Origin of the sequence: Pantoea sp. A4, assembly GCF_000295955.2 — a bacterium.
GTDB classification, from domain to species: Bacteria; Pseudomonadota; Gammaproteobacteria; order Enterobacterales; family Enterobacteriaceae; genus Pantoea; species Pantoea multigeneris.
Window position 1 is genome coordinate 90,474 of record NZ_ALXE01000027.1, and the last position, 23,996, is coordinate 114,469.

Genomic DNA, 23,996 nt, shown 5'->3' on the forward strand with positions numbered 1-23,996 from the left:
ATGCCCCTTATCTTTATTCTGGTGGTGTCCATCCATGGCTAATCAGCCACTTACGCGCTTTCTTTGTGGGATTTGGTACCCCTCGGTGGGCATCATGCACACCGCCACTTACATTAGAAGAAGTTCCGTCAGAGTAATGGACATGTGCCTCCTGACCAGGGATATGGCCTCTGTCGACTCGTTCTATTTCTCGCGGAGCTTGCCCACGCTCAACTTCTTTTTGCATTGAGCCCGGCGATGAAGGTTTACATTTATCCCGATTCAACCCCAACGGATCAATCCAGCTCAGCGCATTCGGCGCGTACTGGTACGGATTGATCCCGCCCGCCAGTCCTATCGGATCTGGCTGGGTAAAGCGGGCGGTCAGCGGGCAGTAGTAGCGGTACAGGTTATAGTGCAGCCCGGTTTCCTGGTCAACATACTGGCCCTGCAGCGCGAGGCTCTGATGCGACCACAGCGTATCATCGCGATCATAACTGCCGATCTGGGTGCCGTAGCTGCCCCAGCCGAGCGGGATACCGCGCCAGATAAGCTTGCCCTGCTCATCCGTCAGCATTTCGGGCTGGCCGTTCAGGGCACAGTGATACCACTCGATTTTGCTGCCGCTGCCCTCACACAGCACCCGCGCCAGCGGCTCGTGACTCCCTTCGTGGTAGAGGTATTTCAGCGCCTGGCCGGGATGCCGGCTGCTGCGCTCTTCCGCCAGCCGCATGCCCCGCCACAGAAAGGTCACGACTTCCGGTGCAATCGGATCTTTCCCCACCGGCCTGTGACGATACAGCACCTTGCGGCTGCGGCGGCCCAGCGCATCATAGCCATATTCGACGTGGCTGAAGCGCGCATCGCCGCTGAACTCCACCCGGCTCAGCTGCTGTTCCGAATTATAAAAGAGCCGCTGCGTTACCCCGCTGGCCAGCCTGCGCTCGCAGACCCGGCCAAAGCCGTCGAAGCGCTGGGTGGTTTGCCCCAGCCGCGTCAGCAGATTTCGCCAGACGCGCTGGTCCGCGCGATCCACGCGATTACCCGCGACATCGTAGCGGAAATAATCGTCCGTCAGCGAGCGGTGGTGCAGCAAATCCCCGTCCGCACTGTAACTATAGCGGCGCTGATGATGCTGGCCGAACGTAATCACCGATTCACCGCTCAGGCGATCGTCGGGCTGCCAGTCACAGCCGCGTTCCTCGATCTCGCTGTCGCGACGAATAATGTGGCCTTCTACGTCATAGCCGGTGCGCAGGGTCAGCGGCCCCATGCTACGCTCCACCTCCCGTTCCAGCTTGTCGCGCTGGAACGCCGCCAGTTCGGTGATTCTACCCCCGAACTGCACGTGGTGGTGGAGCAGCGCACCACGGCCATAGCGCATAAAGTTTTCACGACCGCCGTCGGGATGATGCAGGTGCGTGAGGTTGCCCAGCACATCGCGCTCCATGTGCCACGCCCCCTGTGGGCCGGACTCTTCGATCAGTTGGCCTGCGGCGTCATAGCGCAGCCACAGCGTCTCCTGCCACGCGACCGCCTCTGCGTCCGCCTGAAGATCAGCCTGGGCACAGCGCTGAATGCACACATCCCCCTGCTGCCAGCGATAGCGGGTATGGTGCTCAGCGGTGTCGCGCGTCACCAGGCGATCGTCCGCATCATACCCGTAGCGCACCGTCCGGGGGGCCATGTCCGGCTCCTGTGGCCATTTGGGTGAAGCGGGTGGCACCGGCTTGCCTGATTTCACCCCGTCCACCCACGCCCAGGGGGCCGGGCTCGCCTCCATACCGGCCTGGGCGGCGTCGGCAGAAGGCAGATCGGTGATTTCTGTCACCCGGCCGCGCGCGTCGTAGACCCGCTGCTGGCGGACGCCGGCATAATCCTGCTGCCCGCTGAGCCGCCCGGCTGGATCGTAGTCAAGCTGCCAGCGCTCCCCCGCCGGGTTGATCACGGTGGTCAGATTGCCGCGGTCGTCATACTGCCAACGGGTGATGCGACCGGAAGGGCTGGTATGGGCAACCACCTGGTCGCGCGCGTTGTACGCCAGCGCGCTCACCGCCAGCCAGGTTTCCTCGCCACAGTAGCGTCCCGATCGGTCATAGCGGTAACGCGTTTCCACGTGCGCGGGGGTAAAAGAGGCGTTGAGTCGCCCCGCCGGGCTCCATTCCGCCCGACTGAGATTGTCGCCGAAGTCGCTGACGTCGGTCAGCCTGCCGCGCGCGTCATAGCGCCACCAGGCGCTGTTGCCGGAACAGTTGGTGCTGCGTATCAGCCTGCCGCAGCTGTCGTAGCGATAGTCACGGCTGTTACCTGCGGTATCCGTCTCCCTGATCACGTCACCCAGCGCATTCACCTGGTAACGGGTCACGGCACCGCTGGCCTCGGTCATGCTGGTGATATCCCCTACCCCGTTACGCTCGCAGCGCCAGACGCCGCCCTGCTCATCCACCTGCTGCATCGGCAGCGCCCAGTAATCATGCCAGCGGGTGGTGCGCGTGCGGCCTTCCGGGCTGGTGACATCCTCCAGCCGCCCGCGGGCGTCATAGCCGTACTGCCAGCGACCACCGTCAGGTAACTGCGTGGCCAGCAGTTGTTCTTCATGCTCTGCCCAGCGGTAGTGCCACTCCTGCTGCCAGGGATCCACGTAGCGGGTAATGCGCTGCTGCGCATCCCAGTCATGCCGGGTGACCGCGCCCTCACGCTGACTGACGGTGGCACTGCGCCCCGCCTCGTCCACCACGATGTGCCACTGCTCCAGTAGCCGGGCCTCCGGCTGGCTGTCGTCGAAGACCTGATAGCCGCAGACGCGTGCCGTGCCGTCCGCAGTCTCCGTCCAGTCGTAGCCGATGCGCAGCCCACCGGCATAGCGATGCGTGGCCAGCAGGCCGTTCGCGTGCCAGCTGAAACGGCGGGTGACCACACCATCGGCATCGGTCACGCTGACCAGTTCCCCGCTGGCGGTGTAGTCATACGCCACCAGCAGATGCTCTGTGTTATCTTCTACCGTCACCTGACAGACGCGGCTCAGCCGCCCGTGCTGCGCGTGATAGTAGAGCCGGACGTTAAGCGCTTCGTTATCGCCGCAGATGGCGGACAAGCGCCCGTCCTCACCCCAGTCGAGGTACTGCACGTTGCCGCGCCGGTCGTGGATATCCACCATGCGCCATTCGCCGGGTCTGACGGGGTCAGGCTCGTAGCGCTGGTTCTCCCCGCTGGCGAACTGCAACACCAGTACACCGTTCAGCCCGCAGCACAGCGTCACGCCGTCGGTGGGAAACTGCACCACATCACCCGGCTGCACCGCGCCCAGCACACACTCCCGCCCGACCGGATCGCGCCAGGTAAGCACCAGCTTGCCCTGCGCGTCAAACGCCCCCAGCAGGCGGGTTTCCCACGGCAGCATCCAGCCGCGCCCCAGCACGCCCTCCGCCTGATTGAGGCTGTGATAAACACGCTGCCACACCAGCGGCACGCGGTCCTCAAGGGTAAAGTCACACTCTTCTGTGCCCGCCAGCAGCTTGGCCCCGGTGGCGATATTGACCGGATGCGCCGTCTGCACCGCTCTGGCGGGAAGTTGCGCCATGCCCGCCGCAGCCCGCGCACTGCCCGCCGCGGTATTGAGGGGACAGGGGATCCGTTTAAGCATTCTGCCTAAGCGCACGCGCAGATAGAGTTTTTGCGCCAGTTCAGACGCCCGCTGAAGCGCCTTACCCCCGGCCAGCGAGCCGATAAACCACGCCAGCGCATTTTTTCCGCTGCGGATATCGCGCACCACCACCGTGCCGCCGCCGATGCGCACCCGGTGATCTTCCGTCACACTGATTTTCGCCTCACAGGTACTGCGATCGCCGTGGCGGGCGGCGGGCTGGCCGTTGATAAAGACTTTGGTGGAGCCTTCTGCCAGAAACAGGGGACCGGGTGCGAGGTGCCATTTACTGCACGCAATCTGGTCCTGCGGAGCCGGAGAGGTGTGCGGCGCAGCGCTGGCCTCCACCGGTTGCACCATGTCCATAAACAGGCGGGTGAAGGCGTTGCCAATATCGGCGTCAGCCGCGCTGCGCAGGCCATTGCGCATCGCCTCCAGCAGCGGCTGAGGGTGCATGACCACCGCGCTGAGGGTGGCAGCCAGTGCCAGCGCGCGCTGTAAGCCACTTTCCTGCGCTTCAGAAGCAGGCAGACTGAGATACGCCGGATCGGCCTTACCTGCCGCGCGCGCCGCCGGTTTGCCGCCAATCATCACATTGGGTGAGCCGGTGGTGATGACCCCATCAGGCGGCCCCTGCCACCCCAGCATATTCAGCAGGCTGTCCACCGCTTCACCGGCCGCATTCCCCCAGCGACCCGGAAAGCCCTCCACCGTGGCCCCCACCACCAGCGCCACGCCGATGGCAACGCCAATCCCGCTTGCGACCAGGGCCGTGCCGCCCACATAGACCGCCGCGTAGAGTGCGCCTTCGGCAATCCCGCCAATCGCATCAGCCAGCAGTGAGGGATGGTGCAGTACATCACCGCTACGTGCGGCAAGCTGGCCGTTATCGGACATTGTTCACTCCATGATCTAAAAGTACCGGCCGTCAGCGCCCCTTTCCCCAGTGGAGAAATAATGCAAAACGGGCCGCCTGAATGACGGACAAAGAGAAGCCATCACGCAGGAATAATTCGCGTGATAATGATTGACGTTTTGAATAACCGGCGCAGATACTGGCAGAATTAAATAACCGCCACCAGTGGCGTTTCCATGAAAAAAAGATATAGCCGTTACGCTAATAAACTCAGGGCAGATAACAAGCTGGCGGGCAGGTAAGCAGGTGTTTACTTATTCACACCAGGACAAGGATTGAAAATATAATTACACGTATCGCTAACGCGAAATAACAAAGTTCACCGTGGCGGGAAATTTTTATTGCGAGAACACGCATAAAAAAGCCCAGAGATTTCTCTCCAGGCTCTTGCTCTATTTAAACGACTCGCAATCAGTGAGCGAGTTATTCACCGACTTTTTCGTCGATAGCCAGCATATTCTTGCTGATGAACATCGCGTCACCATAGCTGAAGAAGCGATACTCTTTAGCCACGGCTTCCTGATAGGCCGCCATGGTATTTTTATAACCGGCAAACGCCGAAACCAGCATAATCAGGGTCGATTCTGGAAGGTGGAAGTTAGTGATCAGCGCGTCAATCACCTGATAGCGGTAGCCAGGGTAGATAAAGATCTGCGTGTCATCAAAGAAGGGGGCAATCAGCGCCTGATCGGCTGCCTGGGCTGCACTCTCCAGAGAACGCACTGACGTGGTTCCCACGGCAACCACTTTATTACCCCGTGCTTTACACGCCAGCACCGCATCGACCACCTCTTGCGGCACTTCTGCATATTCAGAGTGCATGGTGTGATCTTCAATGCTGTCAACGCGTACCGGCTGGAAGGTTCCCGCGCCAACGTGCAAGGTCACAAACGCCATCTCAACGCCTTTTTCGCGCAGCGCCTGTAACAGCGGTTCGTCAAAATGCAGGCCCGCTGTCGGTGCAGCCACCGCGCCTGGTTTTTCACTGTAAACGGTCTGATACAACTCGCGGTCGGCTTCTTCATCCGGGCGATCGATGTACGGTGGCAACGGCATATGGCCGACGCTGTTGAGGATATCCAGCACCGCACGTTCATCGTCAAAAGCGATTTCAAACAGCGTATCGTGACGGGCGACCATGGTCGCTTTCACGCTTTCATCGTCACCCAGCAGCAGCCCGGCACCCGGCTTCGGTGCTTTAGACGCACGTACATGGGCCAACACGCGTTTTTCATCCAGCATGCGTTCGACCAGCATTTCGATTTTGCCGCCGCTGGCCTTACGACCATAAACACGCGCAGGAATAACCCGCGTGTTGTTGAACACCAGCAGATCGCCAGGATGCAGTTTTTCCAGCACATCAGTGAAGACGCCGTGCGTCAGTTCACCGCTTGGGCCATCCAGCGACAGCAAGCGGCAGCCACTGCGCTGCGCCTGTGGGTAGTGGGCAATTAACGACTCAGGTAATTCAAAAGCAAAATCGGCAACACGCATGGCAACAACGAACCAGGTTCAAAAAATAGGCGGCATAGTGTAGCGGAAAACCGGGCAATGCAGAACCATTGGCATGGAACTAACGCAAAAAGAGGGATTAGCCGCTCAACGATTCCGCACTCAACGTGCTGGCTGGCAAAGGGAACATCAGCCTATAATGCGCCATGAACTTTCTTGCTCACCTCCATCTGGCCCACCTTGCTGACAGCTCGCTGTTAGGCAATTTATTGGGCGACTTTATTCGTGGCAATCCCCATGACGCGTGGCCTGAAGCGGTTGCTGATGGCATTCTGATGCACCGTCGGCTGGACGCCATGACCGATGCGCTGCCTGAAGTCGACGAGGCAAAGCAGCTGTTCCGGGGGCAAACCCGGCGCGTCGCGCCGATCACGCTGGATGTGGTATGGGATCACTTTCTGGCTCGTCACTGGCAAGAGCTGCATCCCCAGCAGTCGCTGACCGCGTTTGTCGATCTGGCTGAACAGGCCATCGTCCCCCATCAGGCGGGCACGCCCGAAGGATTTATCGAGCTAAATGCGATCATGTGGCGTCAACGCTGGCTGGAGCACTACGCCACGGCGGATTATCTGGCACCGGTACTCAACGGCATGGCTCATCGACGCCCTCGCCTCTCCGCCTTGCGTGACTCCTATGACGATTTCATTACAAACTATGCTGCGCTGGAGCAGTTTTTCTTCCGCTTTTACCCACGTTTGATGCAGTTAGCCCGACAAAAACAGCTGTAAACCCACGCGTAAGGGCTCAAACCACTATAGCCCTTGCCACCGCCCCTCAAGTCCGGCTTAATAAAATAAATCTTAAGTATTTATCGCTTTTTGTCGCGTTTTAACACCGGAAGAAAGGACGAGGGAAGATGGCCTCTGCTGCACAGAACGAAATCGATGTCCGTTATCAATATGCCTGCGAAGTGGCACGCGCGGCGGCCAGTCGCGCATTATCCTGGTATCAGCAACGCCATCAGTTGGTGGTGGAACACAAGCGGGATCTACAGGATGTGGTCAGTGAAGCCGACCGTAATGTAGAGGAGCTGGTAAAAAGCCTGATTGCCGAGCGCTTCCCACAAGATGGTATTTTGGGTGAGGAGAGTGGCGGTGACATCGAGGGAGCCAGCTTTATCTGGGTTATCGACCCGATTGATGGCACCAGCTGCTTTTTAAATGGCCTGCACAACTGGTGTGTTTCGCTGGCGGTGTTAAGCCACAATGAACCGCTCATCGGTATCGTATGCGATCCTAACCATCATGAGCTGTTCCACGCCTGCAAAGGTAAAGGTGCCTGGGTTAACGAAACCCGCATTCAGGCAAGCCCTGCCCAACAGCTGAGCGAAGGTGTTTTGGGCATCAGCCACTCCAGCCGCATGCCGCCGGAGAGCATTATGCCGCTGCTTCACGCGCTACTGGCCGAAGGGGGAATGTTCGTACGTACCGGCTCTGGCGCGCTCACCAGCGCCTGGGCCGCAGCTGGGCGGCTCATTGGCTATTTCGAAGCACATATGTCGCCGTGGGATGGTTTACCCGGCATCGTGCTGATGCGTGAAGCCGGTGGCATTACCAATGATTATCTCGCCAATGATGGCCTGAAAAATGGCAATCCGGTGCTGTTGGCAAACCGCGCTATTTATGACCAGCTTAAAGCCTTATTGCCTGCGGAATTATTTGTTGAATAAGTCAGGATTGGGCCTGACTCACCGCATCAGTATTAAATAAAACCAGGGTCGCTTGCGAGATGCAAATGACCCTGAGCGTACGAGAGACCAGCAGGAAATACTACTCAAGATTCAAAGCATATATTTCCACTCCAGACTCCTGTTCATACCCTACTTTCTTATATAGGCTTTTCGCTGCAAAATTATCCGTCATCGTTTCAAGTACCAGCGTGCTGGCATTTTGCTTTCTCGCGTACGCTGCGGCGAAACGCATTAATCTCTCTCCCGCTTTCAACTGACGATATCCAGCGCTGACGAATAAGTCATTCAGGATAAAAATTTTCTTAGCCTGTACAGAAGAAAAAGAAGGGTACATTTGAATGAAGCCAATCACTTTCTCTGCGGCTTTTGCGACAAAAATGATCGACTCGTTATTGAAAAAACGTTCGCGGATAAAGTGGGATGCGGCACTGACATCCGTTTCCTGCTGATAAAAAATGCGGTAGTCATTGAAGAGCAATGCAACATCATCCAAATCGCGCGCATCGAGAACCTCTACGATGAACTCGCATTCATCCCTGGACATAGCTCACTTCCTCTTAAATTTTAACGTGGGGGTGATTTTGATAAAAAATAATTGAATACTCTTGCAACAATGGTTATTTCATCGCACCAAAAAAAACCTTCCAATAAAATAAAAAAACCTTCCCGCTTGATTATTTATCCATGGTGAACGGTGCAATGATAGTAGGATCAATTTATTTATCAGTACAATACTTAAATTTACCACTGCTATTCATTTTTGATATAGCTGGAATACAGATAAAAAAGGAATGTTTATTTGAAACAATGAATGATTACGTAATATGAGCTTCACGCAATTCTGTTGCAGGGATTGTTTACAGGCGTTTTTTTGCTGAAGGGATAGAAATTGCTGAAGACAACCGGCCAGCACGCTGACCGGTTGTTAAGACAAGATTAGTCTGGCTTACGCACGAAGCGATAGCCGATCACCAGGGCAATCACCCAGGCGAAACCGGCGTACAGTGATACGCGGGTATCCGGGAAATAGCCAATCAGGGCGATGATAAAGCACAGGAACACCACACCTACGCCTGCCGTCCAGCTCCCGCCTGGCAGCGCGAAGTTAAGCTTCGCGGCAGCTTCTTTACCTATTTTGCGGCGGAAAGCGATCTGCGACAGCAGAATCATGATCCACACCCAAACGGTGGCGAACGTAGCCAGTGAGGCAATCACCAGGAACACTTTTTCAGGCATCAGGTAGTTGAGATACACCGCAATCAGCAGCGCCGTCATCATCACCACAACCGTCACCCACGGTGCACCACGGTCACTGGTATTGGTGAAGATTTTTGGCGCATGGCCCTGCTGTGCCATACCGTGCAGCATACGGCCAACACCAAACACATCACTGTTAATGGCCGACAGCGAGGCAGTAATCACCACGAAATTCAGGATGGAAGCGGCTGCTGCAATCCCCAGGTGCTGGAAGGTCATCACAAACGGGCTACCGTGCGTCCCTACCTGATTCCACGGGTAGATAGACATGATGACAAACAGCGTACCCACATAGAACACCAGGATGCGCCACGGCACTGAGTTGATGGCACGTGGAATCGATTTAGCCGGGTCTTTCGCTTCACCCGCGGTGATACCGATAATCTCAATGCCGCCGTAGGCAAACATCACCATCTGCAACGACAGCAGCATGCCCACAATGCCATGCGCAAAGAAACCGCCGTTGCTCCACAGATTATGAATGCCGGTTGGCTGACCGCCGTTACCGATGCCCCAAATAATCATGCCTAAACCCGCAATGATCATAATGACAATGGTCGCGACCTTGAAGAAGGAGAACCAAAATTCCACTTCACCAAACACTTTGACACTCATCAGGTTGATAGCGCCGATAATCAGCACCACGCTCAACACCCACACCCAGTGCGGGACTTCCGGGAACCAGACGCCCATGTAAATACCGAACGCCGTCACATCGGCAATCGCCACAATCAGAATTTCAAAGCAGTAAGTCCAGCCGGTGATATACCCCGCCATTGGGCCGAGATAATCCTGCGCATAGCGAGAAAACGAACTGGCCTGCGGATTGTTGACTGACATCTCGCCCAGCGCACGCATGATGATATAGGCGATAAGGCCACCGATGATGTAAGCCAGCAGTACGCTCGGGCCAGCCATCTGAATAGCGTCCGCCGAGCCGTAGAACAGACCGGTGCCGATGGCCGATCCCAGCGCCATAAAACGGATGTGACGAGTGCTCAGTCCGCGTTTGAGCTTGTTGGTTTCTTGCATAACAACCTGTACCTGTGAAAATGAAAAAACCACGGGCAAGCCCGTGGTTGTCGAAGAACGGCGATGTCACTTAGGAGTGAGCAACCACCTGTTCGCGCCCCTTCACGCGATCAACCACTGCTGCGATCACCAGCATCGCAACAGCCGGTGGCAGCCAGGAAAGTCCCTGATCCGCGAGCGGCAGATGCTGGCTGAAGGCCGGCAGAGCGTCTTTAAACGCGGTGGTTTTGATGGCATCAACGATACCAAACAGCAGGCTAACCAGCATGGTTGGAGCCACAACACGGCTGCCTTTGTTCCACCAGTTCAGGGTGAAACTCAATACCACCAACACGATGCATGGCGGATAAATCGCCGTTAACACCGGGATAGAGATCTGGATCAGATGGCTCAGACCGAGGTTTGATACCACCATTGAGAACAGACCAAGAATAAAGACCAGGGCTTTATACGACAAAGGCAGGTACTGCGCAAAGAATTCTGCACAAGCACAGGTCAAGCCAACTGCGGTTACCATACAAGCGACGAAGATCAGTGCAGCCAGGAAGAAGCTGCCCATGCCACCGAAGGTGTGCGCAACGTACGCATGCAAGATGGCTGCACCGTTGGCATTCTGGTCAACCAGGCTGCCGCTGTCCGAGCCCAGCTTGAACAGGCTGAGGTAGACCAGCGTCAGGCCTACACCGGCAATCAGGCCAGCAAGAATGGTGTAGCGCGTCAGTAAACCGGCGTTTTCCACACCGCGTGAACGGGCGGCGTTAACGATAACAATACCGAACACCATCGCACCCAGGGTGTCCATGGTGAGATAGCCGTTAACGAAACCGCTGGAGAAGGCCGCGTGTTGATACTCGGTCGTTGCCGCGATTTCGCCACCCGCTGGCCACACCAGTGCCGCGATGCCCAGTACGGTCAGCGCGACAATTTTCAGTGGCGCAAGGAAATGACCCACGGTATCCAGCAGTTTGCCAGGATACAGCGAGATGCCGATGACCAGTGCGAAGTAGATCAGGCTATAGATAAACAGCGGTAATGCGCCATCGCCGGTCAGCGGGGCGATGCCCACTTCAAACGAAACGGTCGCGGTACGTGGCGTTGCAAACAACGGACCAACGGCCAGATAACATGCCGTTGCCAGCAGCAGGCCAGCAGCTTTACCAATCGGTGAACTCAGCGCATCAACGCCCCCACCCACGCGGGCTAGCGCGATAACGGTCATCACCGGAAGGCCTACAGCAGTGATCAGGAAGCCAATAGCCGCTACCCAAACGTGTTCGCCAGATTGAATACCCACCATCGGTGGGAAGATGATATTACCTGCGCCAACAAACAGGGCAAAAGTCATAAAGCCCAGCGCGAGGATATCCTTCGAGGTTAAACGATGTGTCATTAAACTGTACTGCCTGTCATTGGTGTTGCGGTGGAAGTTGGTTTCTGCCGTCCCTTTCTGCGTCACGACAACGGGTTAGCATGTGATGCCAGAGCATTATGCTTACGGTTGTGGAGTAACACAGGTGATATGAGCTGATTTTATTCTGTTCACAGAGGGATTAATCGACAACGGCGCTAAGTAAAACGTTTATAGCGAAGAAAGGCAAGACGGGATCGAAAAAGCAGTATGATCTACTGGAAATACCCAACCGACCAGCTTAAGTGTTTAGTTTAGCGCGAATGAGCATCAGATGATGTGCTTATTATTTCTCCAACAGGCAAGAAATATCAGCAGCAATGGGGAAATACATGCACAAAAGGCGCGATTTACGCGCCTGTGTGCACAAGTTTACAGCTTTACCAGACTTGTTTAGCGATATCGACCACCAGACGAATCTTCTGCCACTGTTGCGCTTCCGTCAGGCTGTTGCCCTCTTCGGTGGACGCAAAGCCACACTGCGGGCTCAGGCAAAGCTGGTCGAGGCTGATGTACTGCGCCGCTTCCTGCAAACGCGCCTTCACCTGCTCAGGGTCTTCCAGCTCGCCGTTCTTGGTGGTAATCAAACCTAACACCGCTTTCTGTCGACCCGGCTTGATGAAACGCAGTGGTTCAAAGCCGCCTGAACGCTCGTTGTCATATTCAAGGAAGAAAGCATCGATATTGACCCCACCGAACAGCACTTCTGCAACCGGCTCGTAGCCGCCTTCGGAGATCCAGGTGGAGCGGAAATTGCCGCGACAAACATGCAGCCCTACCGTTAAGTCGTCAGGCTTACCTTCCAGCGCTTTATTCAGCACGCGTGCGTAGGTCCGCGCTAGCTGCTCTGGATCTTCGCCGCGCGCCCGAATCTGACTTTTTTGATCTTCCGAGCACAAATAAGCCCAGACGGTGTCATCCAGTTGCAAATAACGACAGCCGATAGCATAAAACGCCGCAATGGCCTCTTTGTAGGTCTGCGCTAAATCGTCAAAATAAGCATCCAGCTCAGGATAAACGGTGGCATCAATCACTTTACGCCCACCACGGAAGTGCAGCACGCTGGGGCTAGGAATGGTCATTTTAGCCACCGCGTCCCCTGCGACGCTTTGCAGGAAGCGGAAGTGATCCAGCATCGGATGCTGTGGGTTAAAGGCCACCTTGCCGGTGACTTTTACGCCGTGAGATTTGGTCTGCACGCCGTTAAACTGAATGCCCTGATCGGCTTCGTACAGCTCTACGCCGTGTAAGTCGCCAAAGAAGTCAAAATGCCACCACGCGCGACGGAATTCGCCATCAGTCACCACCTCAAGACCATTCGCACGCTGCTGTTCAACCACGTGGCGAATCTGCTCATCTTCCACCTGACGCAGTTTTTCAGCGCTCAACGCGCCTGCGGCATACTGCTCACGTGCGGTTTTGATGGCTGCCGGACGCAGGAAACTGCCGACGGTATCGGCACGGAAAGGGGCGCTATTGTTTGGCATTGGAACTCCTCGCGTCTTCCCGCGCGCTAGTCACGGCAGGAAATAATTACCTCAGGTTATTTATAGCCATCTGGATGGCTATATGTCTAAAACAAGAGTGACATGACGCAGCGCCGGGTGCAACGGAAGAAAATTCAGGCCACATGAATAAAATTCATCATGCCTGCTACGGCGCGCCAATCGCCGCGCGTGCCTGTGCCATTTGTGCATCGGAGAGCGGTAAATATCCGGCTTCTTCCACACGGGCCTGACCTGCAGGGGACAAGACCTGGCGCATAAACGCCGCAACCAGCGGGGGTAACGGTTTGTCCGGGGCTTTGTTCAGATAGATATAGAGCGGCCGCGACCACGGATAGCGCCCACTGCGGATGGAGGCGCTGTCTGGCAACACGGCCTCATGGCCGGGGCGTTTAATTGCCAGCATTTTCACCCCGCTGAGGTGAAAACCAAAGCTGGCATAACCAATGCTGTAAGGAGATGCCGCCACAGCCTGCACCACGGCGGCCGATCCCGGGAATTCAGCCACATCCGCGCGGAAATCACCGCGACACAACGCCTGCTGCTTAAAGAAACCCCAGGTACCGGAGGCAGAATTTCGCCCAAAGCGCTGGATGCTGCGTTGTGCCCATCCCGTTTGTGTAATCCCCAGCTCTCCCCAGTGTTTCGGCACGCTTTCACCGCCACACAAACGGGTGATGGAATAGAGTGCATCGAGTTGCGTCGGTGAAATTTCCTGCATGGGATTGCGCTGATTAACCACCACCACCAGAGCATCCATCGCCACCGGTACTGCCAGCGGTGGATAGCCATAGCGATCGATAAAGCGCTGCCGCTCTTCCGCCTGCATCGGGCGGCTCATGGGGCCGAGTTGAGCGGCCCCCGCCGCCAGTGCGGTAGGGGCCGTGGAGGAACCGGAAGCCTGAACCTGAACGTTCACGCCCGGTGATTGCCGGCTAAAATCCTCGCCCCACAGCGTCATCAAATACCCCAGCGTGTCCGATCCTACGCTGCTGAGATTACCAATCAGCAGCGGCATCTGGGCCTGCGTCAGTGCGGGAAGAAGAAGAGCAACAATCAGCAGGAGTGGGCGCATAAGTTCACATTACAAAGAGTCAATGCGTCACATTCTCCCGTATCTCGCTGTTGACAATCAACCGTGCCGGTAACGTAAAGGTAAAACAGGTCTCCACGTCTGGCTCGCTGGTGATATCTAACCGCGCATTGTGGTGGCTGAGCGCGTGTTTAACAATCGCCAACCCAAGGCCACTGCCGCCTGTTGCACGGGAACGGGCTTTATCTACCCGATAAAAACGTTCGGTCAGACGCGGTAAATGCTCCGGGGAAATGCCAGGACCGTTGTCACACACTTTAAATTCTGCGCCGTGCCGGGTATGTAACCAACTGATATTAATGCGCGTTCCCTCGGGCGTATGATTCACCGCGTTGTACACCAGGTTAGAGATGGCGCTACGAAGCTGTTCATCATCGCCAAACACTTTGAGGTGCGGATCGGTATGGAAGTGGATCTCATGCCGTCCCCCGCTCAGCGTCTCCGCTTCCGGCTGCAACATGCGTAGCATCATGGGAACATCGACTTTCTCTTTCAGGTCAATAACCGGTGCGGCCTCAATGCGGGACAAGGTGAGCAGTTGCTTGACCAAACTATCCATGCGCCGCGTTTGCTCTTGCATGGTCTGCAACGCTTTAACGCGTGATTTCTCGTTCAGCACCTCGTCATTCATCATTTCAAGGTAGCCCTGCAACACGGTCAACGGGGTGCGCAGCTCATGACTGACGTTGGCAAAGAAGTTACGCCGTGCGCCTTCCAGTTGGTGCATCTGGGTGACATCACGCGCCACCATCAGCCACTGCCCTTCACTGTAGGGCATGACGCGAAACTCCATATGGCGTTGATTATTCAACACCAGCGTCAACGGTTTATTGAAATCTCGCTGGCGGATATAGCGCGAAAATTCAGGATAACGCAGCAGGTTGAGGATATTTTGGCCATTATCTTCCGGCCAGCGCAGCCCTAAATGCTGCTGCGCCAGGCCGTTGCACCAGAAAATCGTGCCCTCTTCCGTGGTGAGGATCACCGCATCCGGCAGAGATTCAGCACCACTGCGAAAGCGCTTGATCAGATTGCCCAGCTCACGCCGACGACGTCGGTTGCGCATCTGCATCTGATAAAGGCCATAAAACAACGGCTCCCAACTGGCACGGCCGGTGGGGGGCGTCATGGTGCGATCAATCCACAACCAGTGCGACAAGCGCATCAGATTGCGGAAGTGCCAGACCAGCATGATCAGCACACTTGCAAACAGGAACCAGGGCAAATATCCAAATAGCAGCCCTAACAACAGCGCGGGCAAACAAGCCAGCGCCAGTTCCGACACTAATCTCTTCCAGGAGAGTCGTTCCAGCACGGTGAAGGCTCCGTTTAGTAGCGACCCGAGAAACGGTAGCCAGTGCCACGCACGGTCTGCACCATGCGATCGTGGCCGGAAACCTCAAGTGCTTTACGCAAGCGGCGGATATGCACATCTACGGTACGATCTTCAACGTAGACGTTGGTGCCCCAGACGTTGTTTAGCAGCTGTTCACGGCTGTAAACACGTTCCGGGTGAGTCATAAAGAAATGCAGCAGCTTGTATTCGGTGGGCCCCATTTCCAGCGGGGTGGTTTCTGCCATCACGCGGTGAGATGAAGGATCAAGGCTGAGGCCCTGCATTTCAATCACTTCTTCTACTGCCATCGGTGAGATGCGACGCATCACGGCTTTAATACGCGCCATCAGCTCTTTCGGCGAGAATGGCTTGGTGATGTAATCATCCGCGCCCACTTCGAGACCCCGTACGCGGTCTTCCTCTTCGCCGCGCGCAGTCAACATCATGACCGGAATATCACGCGTCATCGCTTCACGTTTTAAATGCTTAATAAACTGAATGCCGCTACCGCCGGGTAACATCCAGTCCAGCAGGATCAGGTCAGGCCAGGGTTCGATCAGCTTCCCGATTGCACTGTCATAATCTTCCGCTTCAATCGGCTGGTAATCATTTTGTTCCAGCACGAAACATAACATCTCACGGATGGGAGCTTCATCTTCCACAACCAAAATGCGCTTTGCCATTATTACTCCTGCAGATGTGACTGATGTCACTGGGATTTTCGGCGTCATTATGCGTCAGTTTTATGACATTTTTATGAAAAACGCACCCCCTGCGTGACAGTTTAGCCCGGCTTTTATGACAGTGCCGCGACGTTTCGGCTTTTGCAGCAGAATCGTTATAATCACCCCGGCAAAAATGACAGCAGGGAGAGTTATGCGCATCATTCACACCGCCGACTGGCATTTGGGTCAGTTCTTCTACAGCAAAAGCCGCGCTGCGGAGCACCAGGCCTTTCTCGACTGGCTGCTGGCTGAAATTCGCACTCACGCAGTGGAAGTGCTGCTCATCGCAGGGGACCTGTTTGATACCGGTGCTCCCCCGAGTTACGCCCGTGAGATGTTTAACCGTTTTGTGGTCGCGTTACAGCCCACAGGTTGCCAGTTGATTGTGTTGGCGGGTAACCATGATTCAGTAGCCACGCTTAACGAATCTCGCGAATTACTCGCTTGCCTGAATACCCTGGTGGTGGCTGCACCGCAGGATGTGCCCGATGTACTGCCATTGAAAAATCACGCGGGTGAAGTGGCTGCCCTGCTCTGTCCGGTGCCGTTTTTACGTCCACGGGATATCATGCGATCTCAGGCCGGTCAGTCGGGCCGCGATAAACTCCTGAGCCTGCAGGAGGCCATCGCCAACCACTATCAGCGCTGTTATGACGCCGCGCTGACGCTACGGGGCGATAAGGCGCTGCCGATCATTGCAACCGGCCACCTCACCACGGTGGGCGTGAGCAAAAGCGATGCGGTACGCGACATCTATATCGGCACGCTGGATGCTTTCCCGGCCTATGCCTTTCCCCCGGCAGATTACATCGCCCTCGGCCATATTCACCGTGCTCAGCGCGTAGCCGATAGCGATCACATTCGCTACAGCGGCTCACCGTTGCCACTGAGTTTTGATGAGCTGGGGCGCAATAAAAGTGTGTTTTTACTCGATTTCGCTGCCAGCGGGTTAACCCAGGTGACCACGCTGGAAATCCCGCTCTTCCAGCCGATGCAGACGCTGAAGGGTTCTCTGGCACAGATTGAAACCCAGCTCGGCCAGTTTGCCGATCACACCCACGAACTGCCGGTTTGGCTGGATATCGAAGTGACAACCCAGGAGTACCTGAGCGATCTACAGCAGCGCATTGAGCAGTTAGCCGAAGGGCTGCCGGTAGAGATCTTATTGCTGCGGCGCAGTCGTGAACAGCGCCAGCGTAGTTTGAGTCGGATGGAGAATGAAACGCTGAGTGAACTCAACGTGGAAGAGGTGTTTGAACGCCGCCTGGCGCTGGAAACCGAGCTAGAGCCGGAGCAAAAAGCACCGTTACGCGATCTGTTTCGTCGCACCCTGGCCCGCATTGAGGAGCAGCCATGAAAATTCTGACGCTGCGGTTTAAAAACCTCAATGCGCTGCGCGGCGAGTGGTTTATTGATTTTCGTCGCGAGCCTTTTGCCAGCAACGGCCTGTTTGCCATTACCGGCGCAACCGGGGCGGGTAAAACCACCCTGCTGGATGCGATTTGCCTCGCGCTCTATCATCAAACCCCGCGTTTAGGGGGGATCTCGCAAAGCCAAAATGCCCTGATGACGCGCGATACCGCAGAGTGCCTGGCGGAAGTCGAGTTTGAGATTAAAGGTGAAGCCTGGCGCGCTTTCTGGGGCCAAAACCGGGCACGCGGCAGCGCAGACGGTAAATTACAGGCTCCACGCGTTGAACTGGCTCGCTGTGCAGATAACCAGATTGTCGCTGACAAAGTGAATGACAAGCTAAAGCTGATCGAAACGCTCTCCGGCCTCGATTTTGATCGCTTTACCCGTTCCATGATGCTGTCTCAGGGACAGTTTGCCGCTTTCCTCAATGCAAAAGCAGGCGACCGGGCCGAGCTGCTGGAAGAACTGACCGGCACCGAAATCTACGGCACCCTGTCGATTGCGGTCTACGAACAGCATAAAAATGCCAAAACCGCACTCGATCTGCTGCGCAGCCGTGCCACCGGCCTCGCCTTGCTGGAAGATGAAACGAGAAGCGGACTTCAGCAACAGCTTGAAGGGTTACAAAGCGGCAGCCAGGTACTGACCCAACAGCAAGATATCGCCTTAAAAAGCCAACACTGGCAAACCCAGGCCGCGCAGTTGCAACAGCAACAACAGCAAGTCCAGGCCGCGCTACATGAAGCAGAGCAGGCCTGGGCGCAAACGGAAACCGGACGCCAACGCCTGGCACAGAGTGAACCAGCAGAAAAGCTACGCCACAAGCTGCAACAACGGGATGAGCACCAAGCCGCTGCCACCCAGTCAGCCACGCTGTATGCACAGCTCCAGCAGCAGCGACAGGCCTCTCAGACGCACCAGCAACAGGCCGAGCGAGAGTATCAAACCGCGCTGGCACAACGTGACGCTCATCAGCACCATCAACGACAGCAGGAAACCCTGTTAACCGATGAGGTGATCCCCCGCGACCAGCACATTGCCACGCTGGAGAAACAGCAGCAGACAGACCAACAGTCAGCCCAGCAGCTACAACAGCAGCATGCGATGTTGGTTAAGCAATTACAGCAGGCACAGCACGAGCAGCAACAGTTGCAGCAAACGCTGAAACAGCAGCAGGAATGGCAGGCAGAGCAGCCTGGTGTCTCTACATGGGGTCCAGAGTTGCCCGTGTGGCAGGTACATTTCAGCCAGTTGACCGAGAGCGAAGTCGGGTTACAGGCAGCCCACCAACAGGCGACGCAGGCCGAACAAGTCCTCAACCAACAGCAAGCCGATGTAGCCCGCTTACAACAGCAGGCAATACCGCTGGCGCAAGCAGAACAACAGTCGTCACAGCAAGTGGTAGAAGCGGAGCAGGCGCTCACTCGCCTGTGGCAAGCGACACCACCGGAAAACCTGCGCGCGATGCTCGGGCAGTTTCAAAACAGCCGGGATGCCCGCCAACGCTTAGCGGTTATCAGTTCGCAGTGGCAACCTCTGCAACAGCAGCGCACGGCACAGCAGTTGCGTCTTACGGCACTGGAAAAACAGCAGCAGCAGGCGGAGCATGAGCTGCTGCAACTGCGCGAGCAGTACAAACAGCAGCTCCAGCAGCTACAGGATGTGGAGCGCATCTGCGAGCTGGAACGGCAAATTGCCGACCTGGCGCAGCAGCGTGCTCAGCTTCAGCCCGATCAGCCCTGCCCGCTGTGTGGCTCATGTCAGCATCCCGCTATCGAAGCCTACAGCCAGCTGGAGGTGAGCCAGAACCAGCAGCGCCGTCTGCAACTTCAGCAGGTGGTGGAAAAAGCCAAAAGTGACGGCACGGAAAAACGCGAGCAGTTCTTACTGTTACAGCAACAGGTGCAGACACTGCAGGAAGAACTGGTCACGCTGGAGCAGCGACAACAAGCTCTGATGCAGCAGTGGCAGGCCGTTGGTGGTGAGCTGGCACTTACTTTTACGCCTGATCAGGTCGATGAATTAACCGCCTGGCAACAGGAGCAGCATACCCTTGAGGCCAACCTGCAACAGCAGTGGCAGCAGCAAGACGAGGCGCAGCGTCAGCTACAACAGCTGAAAACCCAACATCAGCAGCATCAAAACGCCTGGCAGCAACATCAGCAAGCGCAGCAGTTGGCCGATCAGACGCTGAGCTCGCTGCACAGCCAGTTGCAAAAGCAGCAGCAACAGGTTGTGACACTGCAGCAGCAATGCCTGCAAGTTGAACAGGATTTAGCCGGTAAAGTCGCCGCCTGTGACTTGTCCCTCCCAACCGCCACGGAACGCCACAGTTGGCTCGCAGCTCGTCAGGATAGCTGGCAACAGTGGCAAAAGAGTGAGCAGTTACTTGCCACGCTGCAACCGCAGTTAGTACGCGCTGAGATGCAGGTCAATAATCTGCAACAGCAGGTCACTGAATTCGCACGGCGTGTCGAGCAACAGCAGCAGGTCGTCACAAACCTCAACCAGGAGTTGCAGGAAAAACGGGCGCAACGCTTTGCGCTGTTCGGCGATGGCAATGTCAGTACCACCCGCCAGCAGTTGCAGGCACAGCAGCACCTGCTGGAACAGCGCTTGAGCCAACAGCTGCAACAGTGGCAGCAGGCGCAGTCAGGTTTGAGTGCGCTGGAGGGCCAGTTAGCCGCTGCTCAACAGCAGCAACAGGAGATGACAACGCGTGCCATCAGCGCCAGCGAGCAGTTACTGCAAGGCTGGCAAGCGGCAGGATTTAGCAGTGAAGACGCATTACGGGCAGCATTACTGGATGAGACCGAAGCGTTACGCCTGCGTGAGCAGATTCAGCAAACGGAGCAGCTACGCAGTACCCAGCTCACCAGGCTGGCCCATCTGCAACAGCAGCAGGAACAGCATCAGCAGCAACAGCCAGCGTGGAATGACAGCGACGAAACGCCACTACAGGCGCTGGATCGGCTGCGGCAGGCGTTACATGACAATGCCAGCCAGCAGGGGGAAATTCAGCAACAACTTCAGCGTGATGCGCAGTTACGTGCTGAGCAGCAGAGCCTGCTGGCACAAATCCGCGAGGACGATCGCGCGTTGAGCCATCTGAGTGTTTTAAAAGAGTTAATTGGCTCCGCCAGTGGCGACAAATTCCGCCTGTTTGCTCAAGGGCTGACGCTGGATCATCTGGTGATGCTCGCCAACCGTCAGCTCGATCGCCTGCATGGCCGCTATCAGCTGCAGCGGCGCAGTGAAGACGCGCTGGATTTAGACGTGGTGGATACCTGGCAAGCCGATGCAAGACGAGATACGCGAACCCTTTCCGGAGGTGAAAGCTTCCTCGTCAGTCTCGCCCTTGCCCTCGCCCTGTCTGATCTGGTGAGCCATAAAACGCGCATTGAATCGCTGTTCCTGGATGAAGGGTTTGGCACACTTGACGCGGAAACACTGGATATCGCGCTTGATGCGCTGGATACGCTCAATGCCAGCGGGAAAACCATTGGGGTGATCAGCCATATTGAAGCGATGAAAGAACGCATTCCGGTGCAGATCAAGGTACAAAAACAGAACGGCCTCGGTTACAGCAAACTTCTGCTGCCCGAAGCCTGAGACTAACGGGTGCGCAGGCACCCGTTATTTTTACCGCGCCTTCTGCCGTTATGCCCATCCGCGTTGGGAAGTTATCACCTGTTTCCCGTGAAGATAGGGGTATAACCAAATCCGGTTAATGCGTAGACTTTATGCAACGTCACCCGACCAGGCTTGAATGGCGAAATGAATGAGGCAGGAATAATGAAAAGCGTTTTCACCGTAGTAGTCGCGCTGGTTTTGACTGCCTGTTCCGGGACATCACCGGAAAAACACGCTGTCGCACAGTATAACCAGGCGGTACAACAGGCCGTGATGAAGCAGTTTGGATCTGGAGAGAAGTATGCAGGCCAGCACTGCACGGTCACCGCGGAGCGCCGTGCCGATGGCGGCTATAACGTAATGAGAACCGAAGGTGATGAGCCACTATGCCTGGCCGCATGGCACAGCGTCAGCAGTGCCCAACGTTTGCCGTTGCCGCCACAGCAGGCAGCTAAAACCGCCATTTTCCTGTTTGCCCCGCTTAAACCAGCGCCTCATGCTGCCGCCACTGGCGCGGGCTAACGCCAAACCAGCGGCGAAACGCACGTGAGAAAGCGCTGACTTCTGAATACCCCAGCAGCAGCGCCATCTCCGAGATCGGCAGCTGTTTCTGTTGCAGATAGTGGGTCGCCATTTCGCAACGCACCTTATCCACCAGCGTGGTGAAACTCCCCCCTTCTTCACGCAAGCGACGTTGCAGTGACCAGCTCGAGAGTCCCATCTTATCTGCCACCTCTTCCAGTACCGGTTCACCCTGCAGCAGTGACAAGCTAATTTGTGCGCGAACCTGTTCAACCAGGCTCTGCTGTGAGGCAGAACTGTTGAGGCGACGAATGGCATCCTGCATCACCATCAGCAACATGGGGTCGCTCTCCGGCATGCTGCGTTGCAGATCCCGTTTGGCAATCACCAGGGAGTTAAACGGCTGATCGAACCAGACTGGCGCATCAAAGATTTTGCAGTGTTCATGCCACTGTTCCGGACGCGGATGTTCGAAATGCACTTCGCGGGGAGCCCAGTTTTTGCCCGCCACGTGGCGAATGATATTCAGGAACATACCCAGCGTGAGTTCCGCATCCTGACGACGAGCAAGAATCGCACCGTGGCGTACCTGATAATCGAGCCGCCAGCTGTCACCCTTATCGACTAAGCGTGTCAGCGTGTCGTGCTGATGCCAGGGAAATGCCGTAACAACGTTCTGCAATGCTTGCTCCAGCGTCGAGGAGCAAAGGCCGATGTAGCCAATCAGCCCTAATGACTGCGGTTTAAACTGCTTGCCGTAGTGTAAACCGAAGTTATCAAAACCTGAGACGCGCGCCGCCTCTTCCATCACCCGACAGTAGTTGACCAGGCCTAAACTCAACGTTGGACTGCTGAGCTGTTCAGGATTGATGCCACTGAGGCCGAAAATACGATCGGCATCGCCCCCTTTGCTGTGAATAAAGTCCCCTAGCCCGGTTGCCGCTGCGGCGAGCACACCGCGGTTAGCCGCGCCAGCGGAGAGTGCACTAAAAGCATCGGGTGTGGTGATGAGCGTATTCATGGTTGCCTCACAGCAATAAAGGGCCTGTGGGGAATAAAGCAATTTTCGTACCAGGGTTGATCGCCGCCATCTCAGGCGGCTGATCCGTTTCAGCCGGGGTGCAGCACTGCGAGTGCGCACCTCTGCCTCTTAGTGGTGCATCAGGCACCGACCGGGAGCATGCTGTTTTCCAGGTAGCGACGTGCCAGACGCACAGAGTGATCCGCCCACTGCGGCCCGAGGCTGAGGGCCATTTCAGTTTCTGCATGGGATCCCACCCACGCGGTGAGCTGAATGCGACGCTGGATCAGCAGCGTCGGTACGATCGCCATCTCTTGATCGCTGATATGTGCGACCTGTTCGTAGCCGTGGATCCAGTTTTCAACCCACTCTTCTGCACGCGGGTGGTGCTCAACAAAGCTGATGGCTGCGGCCAGATCGTGCATATACCAGCTGAAACCGCAGTCATCAAAATCAATAACGCGGGTTTCGCCTTTGTGCAGCAGCAGGTTTGTCAGGCGCAGATCGGCGTGGATCAGCCCATAACGATCGCTGTTTTTACCGAAGTCCGCCAGTTCATGACCAATACGGGCGATCGCTTCTTCTACCACGGCATGATCGGCGATCTTCAGGTTAGGTGCATCCTGCCAGCGGCCCCAGTGGCTCTGGGCGCTGACCATGGTGTGGTGATCCCAGATGATGCGCTGGAAGCCCGCCGGTTTGTGCCAGGTTTTACTGTGCTGATGGAGCCGTGCGGTGATGTTACCCAGCTGACGGAAAGCTTTGGGGTCCACATCCGTGGTGGGCATTTCCCCGTCAATCCAGTGGAACAACACCGCGTAGCGCACGCCGCCATCCGGCAGAGCCAGCGTCAGCACAGGCTCGCCCTGCAGGTCGGGAACGGCTTCGGGCACCATAATGCCGGTTTCACGCAGCGCATCCAGCCATTGCAGTTCACTGATGATATCGGCCTTCGCATGATAGTTACCGCGATGCAGGCGCAGCGCATAACGTTTTCCCCCTGCCAGCAGCAGGAAGGTGGCATTTTCTGAACGGCATAGCAGGCGAAGTTCACCCTGCAAGGCGGTGGGATAACACTGCAGCGCCTGTTGCGCCAGCATAGTGAGTTGTTGGTTGCTCAGGGTATCGTATTGTTCGCTCATATTGTCTGGCTCCAGCTCGTTGCGTGTTATCAGCATGAGATGCAAGAAGCGCTCCCGCTTGACCGTAAAGCAGTAAAAGTTGACATCAGCGTAGTACTGGCACTGTTCTTGCCTGTTATTTGACTGTGGAAGACAACACTCTGTACGCCAGCGTCAAGTTTCCCCACCT

The 23,996-nt window shown here is 56.4% G+C and carries 16 protein-coding genes; 5 read left to right on the top strand and 11 right to left on the bottom strand.

Annotated elements, in window-relative coordinates:
- Positions 1-13: 13 nt before the first annotated feature.
- Together B880_RS25030 and queA are read right to left on the bottom strand one after the other, a co-directional pair.
- Positions 14-4,519 (bottom strand): RHS repeat-associated core domain-containing protein, encoded by a 4,506-nt coding sequence (locus B880_RS25030; RefSeq protein ID WP_017347914.1) that lies wholly within the window; start codon positions 4,517-4,519, stop codon positions 14-16.
- A gap of 442 nt (positions 4,520-4,961) precedes the next feature.
- The gene (gene queA, locus B880_RS0113285; RefSeq protein WP_017347915.1) at positions 4,962-6,032 is read right to left on the bottom strand and encodes a tRNA preQ1(34) S-adenosylmethionine ribosyltransferase-isomerase QueA; all 1,071 of its coding nucleotides are present in this window, start codon (positions 6,030-6,032) and stop codon (positions 4,962-4,964) included.
- 164 nt (positions 6,033-6,196) lie between these two features.
- Between queA and B880_RS0113290 the strand changes: the two genes are divergently transcribed.
- The gene (locus B880_RS0113290; RefSeq protein ID WP_017347916.1) at positions 6,197-6,778 is read left to right on the top strand and encodes an ACP phosphodiesterase; all 582 of its coding nucleotides are present in this window, start codon (positions 6,197-6,199) and stop codon (positions 6,776-6,778) included.
- Between the two features lie 128 nt (positions 6,779-6,906).
- Entirely contained in the window at positions 6,907-7,719 is an 813-nt protein-coding gene (locus B880_RS0113295) for an inositol monophosphatase family protein (RefSeq protein WP_017347917.1), read from the top strand.
- Positions 7,720-7,819: 100 nt separating this feature from the next.
- On the opposite strand, the gene B880_RS0113300 is transcribed toward B880_RS0113295, so the two are convergent.
- The 7 genes from B880_RS0113300 to phoB form a co-directional block, all read right to left on the bottom strand.
- A complete protein-coding gene (locus tag B880_RS0113300; RefSeq protein WP_017347918.1) occupies positions 7,820-8,284 on the bottom strand; it encodes a GNAT family N-acetyltransferase in 465 nt (154 codons plus the stop codon).
- 392 nt (positions 8,285-8,676) lie between these two features.
- Positions 8,677-10,029 carry a proline-specific permease ProY gene (proY, locus tag B880_RS0113305; protein WP_017347919.1) on the bottom strand — a complete coding sequence of 451 codons (1,353 nt, stop codon included), beginning with the start codon at positions 10,027-10,029 and terminating at the stop codon, positions 8,677-8,679.
- A gap of 70 nt (positions 10,030-10,099) precedes the next feature.
- Positions 10,100-11,419 carry a branched-chain amino acid transporter carrier protein BrnQ gene (brnQ, locus tag B880_RS0113310; RefSeq protein ID WP_017347920.1) on the bottom strand — a complete coding sequence of 440 codons (1,320 nt, stop codon included), beginning with the start codon at positions 11,417-11,419 and terminating at the stop codon, positions 10,100-10,102.
- A gap of 398 nt (positions 11,420-11,817) precedes the next feature.
- Entirely contained in the window at positions 11,818-12,924 is a 1,107-nt protein-coding gene (locus tag B880_RS0113315; RefSeq protein ID WP_017347921.1) for a cobalamin-independent methionine synthase II family protein, read from the bottom strand.
- Positions 12,925-13,090: 166 nt separating this feature from the next.
- A complete protein-coding gene (locus tag B880_RS0113320) occupies positions 13,091-14,017 on the bottom strand; it encodes a PstS family phosphate ABC transporter substrate-binding protein (RefSeq protein ID WP_017347922.1) in 927 nt (308 codons plus the stop codon).
- Positions 14,018-14,036: 19 nt separating this feature from the next.
- Positions 14,037-15,350 carry a phosphate regulon sensor histidine kinase PhoR gene (gene phoR, locus B880_RS0113325; RefSeq protein WP_026042631.1) on the bottom strand — a complete coding sequence of 438 codons (1,314 nt, stop codon included), beginning with the start codon at positions 15,348-15,350 and terminating at the stop codon, positions 14,037-14,039.
- Positions 15,351-15,364: 14 nt separating this feature from the next.
- The gene (gene phoB / locus B880_RS0113330) at positions 15,365-16,054 is read right to left on the bottom strand and encodes a phosphate response regulator transcription factor PhoB (protein WP_017347924.1); all 690 of its coding nucleotides are present in this window, start codon (positions 16,052-16,054) and stop codon (positions 15,365-15,367) included.
- A 193-nt stretch (positions 16,055-16,247) separates the two neighbouring features.
- On the opposite strand from phoB, the gene sbcD reads away from it, so the two are divergent.
- From sbcD to B880_RS25035, 3 genes are all read left to right on the top strand, one after another.
- Positions 16,248-17,453, top strand: a complete 1,206-nt coding sequence (sbcD, locus tag B880_RS0113335; RefSeq protein WP_017347925.1) for an exonuclease subunit SbcD — start codon at positions 16,248-16,250, stop codon at positions 17,451-17,453.
- Positions 17,450-21,121, top strand: coding sequence for an AAA family ATPase (locus B880_RS0113340; RefSeq protein ID WP_017347926.1), 3,672 nt, complete (start codon positions 17,450-17,452; stop codon positions 21,119-21,121). Before sbcD ends, B880_RS0113340 begins: the two co-directional genes overlap by 4 nt.
- A 183-nt stretch (positions 21,122-21,304) precedes the next feature.
- On the top strand, positions 21,305-21,664 hold the full coding sequence (locus B880_RS25035) for a cell envelope integrity TolA C-terminal domain-containing protein (protein ID WP_017347927.1): 360 nt from the start codon (positions 21,305-21,307) through the stop codon (positions 21,662-21,664).
- On the opposite strand, the gene qhpR is transcribed toward B880_RS25035, so the two are convergent.
- Both qhpR and B880_RS0113355 read right to left on the bottom strand, forming a co-directional pair.
- Positions 21,624-22,685, bottom strand: a complete 1,062-nt coding sequence (gene qhpR / locus B880_RS0113350) for an AraC-like transcriptional regulator QhpR (RefSeq protein WP_017347928.1) — start codon at positions 22,683-22,685, stop codon at positions 21,624-21,626. The genes B880_RS25035 and qhpR overlap by 41 nt on opposite strands.
- A gap of 140 nt (positions 22,686-22,825) precedes the next feature.
- A complete protein-coding gene (locus B880_RS0113355; RefSeq protein ID WP_036645976.1) occupies positions 22,826-23,827 on the bottom strand; it encodes a phosphotransferase enzyme family protein in 1,002 nt (333 codons plus the stop codon).
- Positions 23,828-23,996: the final 169 nt, after the last annotated feature.